The sequence below is a fragment of the Kineococcus indalonis genome, from assembly GCF_009906395.1.
Taxonomy (GTDB): Bacteria; Actinomycetota; Actinomycetes; order Actinomycetales; family Kineococcaceae; genus Kineococcus; species Kineococcus indalonis.
The window spans coordinates 1-3667 of sequence record NZ_JAAALM010000409.1; the positions used below are offsets into that span (position 1 = coordinate 1).

A 3667-nucleotide genomic window follows, 5' to 3' on the forward strand; every position below is an offset into this window, starting at 1 on the left:
GTGCGCGCGCGCCGGGCGCGCGCGCACGCCGCGTCGGCCGCGGCCAGCGCCTCGGCCGCCGGGGCGGGCCCGGCCACCCCGACGGAGGCGGTGACCCGCAGCCCCAGGGCGATGTCCAGCCACGGCTCCTTGCGCACCGCCTCCAGCACCCGCTCGGCCACCAGCAGCGGCGCGGGACCGGCGCTGTCCTCGGGCACCAGGACGACGAACTCGTCGCCGCCGTAGCGCACCAGCACGTCGTCCTCGCGCGAGCCCTCCACCAGCAGCGCCGCCACCCGGCGCAGCACCGCGTCGCCGACCTCGGGGCCGCGCTGCTCGTTGACCGCGCGCAGGCCGTCGAGGTCCACCAGGACCGCGCTGAAGCGCTGGTCGGGGCGCTCCAGCAGCTGCTGCAGGCGCCGGCGGTTGCCCAGGCCGGTCATGGGGTCCTCCAGGGCGGCGCGCCCCTGCCGCACGACCTGCTCGGCCATCGCGTGCTGGCGGATGCGGTCCTGCAGGGCCTCGAAGCGGCTCTCGCGGTCCTCCCACAGCCGCGACAGCGAGATGCGCGCCAGCTCGCCGAGGGCGTCGGCGGCCCCGTGGCGGCCGTGGTGGCGCACGGCGGTGTCGGCGCGCACCTTCAGCGCCGTCAGGCCCCACACGTCCAGCTGGGTGCTGGAGGAGGTGCGCTGCACGGCGGCGAGCAGCTCGTAGGCGCCCTCGACGTCGCCCTCCCCGGACAGCGACAGGGCCAGGCCCACGCGGGCGATCTGGGTCTCGACGAGCTCCTCGCGCTGGCGGAAGGCGGCGGCGGCCGCGCGCAGGCGCGCACCGGCCAGGTCGGGCTGGCCGGTGCGGTGCAGCACGAAGCCCTCGACGGCGTCGGCGCGCGCGCGCATCTCGGGGTAGCCGACCTCCTGGGCGAGGGCGCGCATGCGCGCGGCGTGCTCCAGGGCGCGGGCGTGGTGCGGGCCGCTCTCGGCGGAGCGGCCCACCACGTCGAGCATGGCCGCCCAGGACACCTCCAGGACGGCGGCCTCCTGCACGACGTTCAGGCGCACCCGCGCCGGCGGGAAGACCAGGCCCAGCATGAGGCGCATCAGCTCGTCGGCGGGCTCGAACAGCGCCAGGGCGCGCAGGGCCAGGGCGACGGAGAACATCGCCGAGAGGTGGTCGTAGGTGCGCACCGGCTGGGCGGTGACGATGAGCTGGGCCTCGGCGAGGTGGTCCATCGCCAGGGCGGTCATGCCCAGGTCGACGCGCGACTCCGCCAGGAGCGACAGGGCCTTGGCGCGCCAGACGGGGTCGGCCCGCGGGCCCAGGCGGCGCAGCAGCCGCCCGGCCTCCTCGGCGGCCTCGGCGGCGCGGCCGAGCTGGTGCAGGGCGACGCAGCAGATGAACTGCAGGTACCGGGCGGTGCGCTCGTCGCCGGCGGCCTCGGCCAGCACCAGGCCCTCGCGGGCCGAGCGCACGGCGTCCTCGCCGTAGCCGTCGAGGTAGAGCCGGTGGGCGGCCTCGGCCAGCGCGTCGAAGGGCCCGAAGGGGCCGAAGGGCTCCAGCTCCCGCCCGGCCGGCCCGGCTGCAGCGCTCACCACGTGGATCGCTCCCTCCGCCGCGCACGGTCGAGCACGGATCGTCACTGATCCTAACCGGGCGCAGGCGGCGCGCCACGGGATCCGAGGACCCGTGCGCCTTCAACCAGTGCGGCGCCCGCCCGCCGCTCCGGCGGGCGGGCGCCGCGGGCGGGGGTCAGCGCAGGGCGCGGTTGACGGCCGAGACGACCGCCTTCAGCGAGGCGGTGGTGATGTTCGCGTCCACGCCCACGCCCCACAGGACGCGCTCGCCCACGGCGCACTCCACGTACGCCGCCGCCCGCGCGTCCCCGCCGGCGGACAGGGCGTGCTCGGCGTAGTCCAGGACGCGCACGTCGACGGGGTCGGGGGCCAGCGCGCCCAGCGCCGCGCAGAACGCGGCGATGGGCCCGTTGCCCGTGCCGGCCACCGTGCTGACGACGCCGTCGTCCAGCAGGTCCACCTCCAGCGCGTCCACGCCGTCGACCTCGCTGACCGAGCGGGTGGCGCGCAGCGCGAAGCGGCCCCAGTCCGGGGTGCCCGACGGGGAGGGCAGGTACTCGTCGGAGAAGATCGAGAAGATCTCCGCCGCGGAGACCTCCCCGCCCCGCGCGTCGGTGCGCTCCTGCACCACCCGGCTGAACTCGATCTGCAGCCGGCGCGGCAGGTCCAGCTGGTGCTCGCTCTTGAGCAGGTACGCCACCCCGCCCTTGCCGGACTGGGAGTTGACCCGGATCACGGCCTCGTAGCTGCGCCCCACGTCGCGGGGGTCGATGGGCAGGTACGGCACCGCCCACTCCATCTCGTCCACGCCCCTGCCGGCGGCGGCGGCGTCGCGCTCCATCGCCTCCAGGCCCTTCTTGATGGCGTCCTGGTGCGAGCCGGAGAAGGCGGTGAAGACCAGGTCGCCGCCGTAGGGCACCCGCTCCCCCACGGGCAGCTGGTTGCAGTGCTCCACGGTGCGGCGGATGCGGTCGATGTCGGAGAAGTCGATCTCCGGGTCCACGCCCTGGCTGAACAGGTTCATGCCCAGGGTGACCAGGTCGACGTTACCGGTGCGCTCGCCGTTGCCGAACAGGCAGCCCTCGATGCGGTCGGCGCCGGCCAAGTAGCCCAGCTCCGCGGCGGCCACGCCGGTGCCGCGGTCGTTGTGCGGGTGCAGCGAGAGGATTACGTTCTCGCGCTGCGCCAGGTGGCGCGACATCCACTCGATGGAGTCCGCGTACACGTTCGGGGTGGTCATCTCCACCGTGGCCGGCAGGTTCACGATCACCTTGCGCTCGGGCGTGGGCTCGAAGACCTCCACCACCGCGTCGCAGATGCGCCGGGCGAACTCCAGCTCCGTGCCGGTGTACGACTCCGGGGAGTACTCGTAGTAGACGGTCGTGCCCGGGATCGTCTCCTCGTACTTGCGGCACAGCCGCGCCCCCTGCAGGGCCAGGTCGACGATGCCGTCCTCGTCCATGCCGAAGACCACGCGCCGCTGGAGCACCGAGGTGGAGTTGTACAGGTGCACGATCGCCTGCTTCGCCCCGCGCAGGGAGTCGTAGGTGCGCTCGATGAGGTGCTCGCGGGCCTGGGTGAGGACCTGGATGCGCACGTCGTCGGGGATCAGGTCCTGCTCGATCAGCGTGCGCACGAAGTCGTAGTCGGTCTGGCTGGCGGAGGGGAAGCCGACCTCGATGTCCTTGTAACCCATCTCGACCAGCAGCGTGAACATGCGCAGCTTGCGCTCGGAGTTCATCGGGTCGATGAGGGCCTGGTTGCCGTCGCGCAGGTCCACCGCGCACCAGCGCGGCGCCTTCGTGATCCGCTTGCCCGGCCACGTGCGGTCGGGCAGGTCGACGGCGATCTGCTCGTGGAACGGGCGGTAGCGCTGGTACGGCATCGACGACGGCTTCTGGGGGTTCTGCACTGCTCTCTCCTTGCGACGCGGGCCCGGGTGTGCTCGGCCGGCGCGCACGAGGAGGTCCCGCGACGGGGAGACCGGCCTAGCTGGCCCCGCCGCGGCGACGAAGGAGGAGGGTCTCCCAGCGGGCCACGGCGCCACCGTACGCGCCCGGTGCGCGGGGCGTCCACGCGGGGCGCGGGCGGGTGGGCGTCCACCGGTGCTGGAG

General features: G+C 74.6%; 2 protein-coding genes. Both read right to left on the reverse strand.

Annotation, left to right across the window (positions count from 1 at the left end):
- A partial coding sequence (locus GTR00_RS25960; protein WP_166612685.1) for a GGDEF domain-containing protein occupies positions 1-1571 on the reverse strand: 1571 nt, incomplete at its 3' end.
- A gap of 157 nt (positions 1572-1728) precedes the next feature.
- A complete protein-coding gene (leuA, locus tag GTR00_RS16560; RefSeq protein WP_166612686.1) occupies positions 1729-3465 on the reverse strand; it encodes a 2-isopropylmalate synthase in 1737 nt (578 codons plus the stop codon).
- Positions 3466-3667 lie beyond the last annotated feature (202 nt).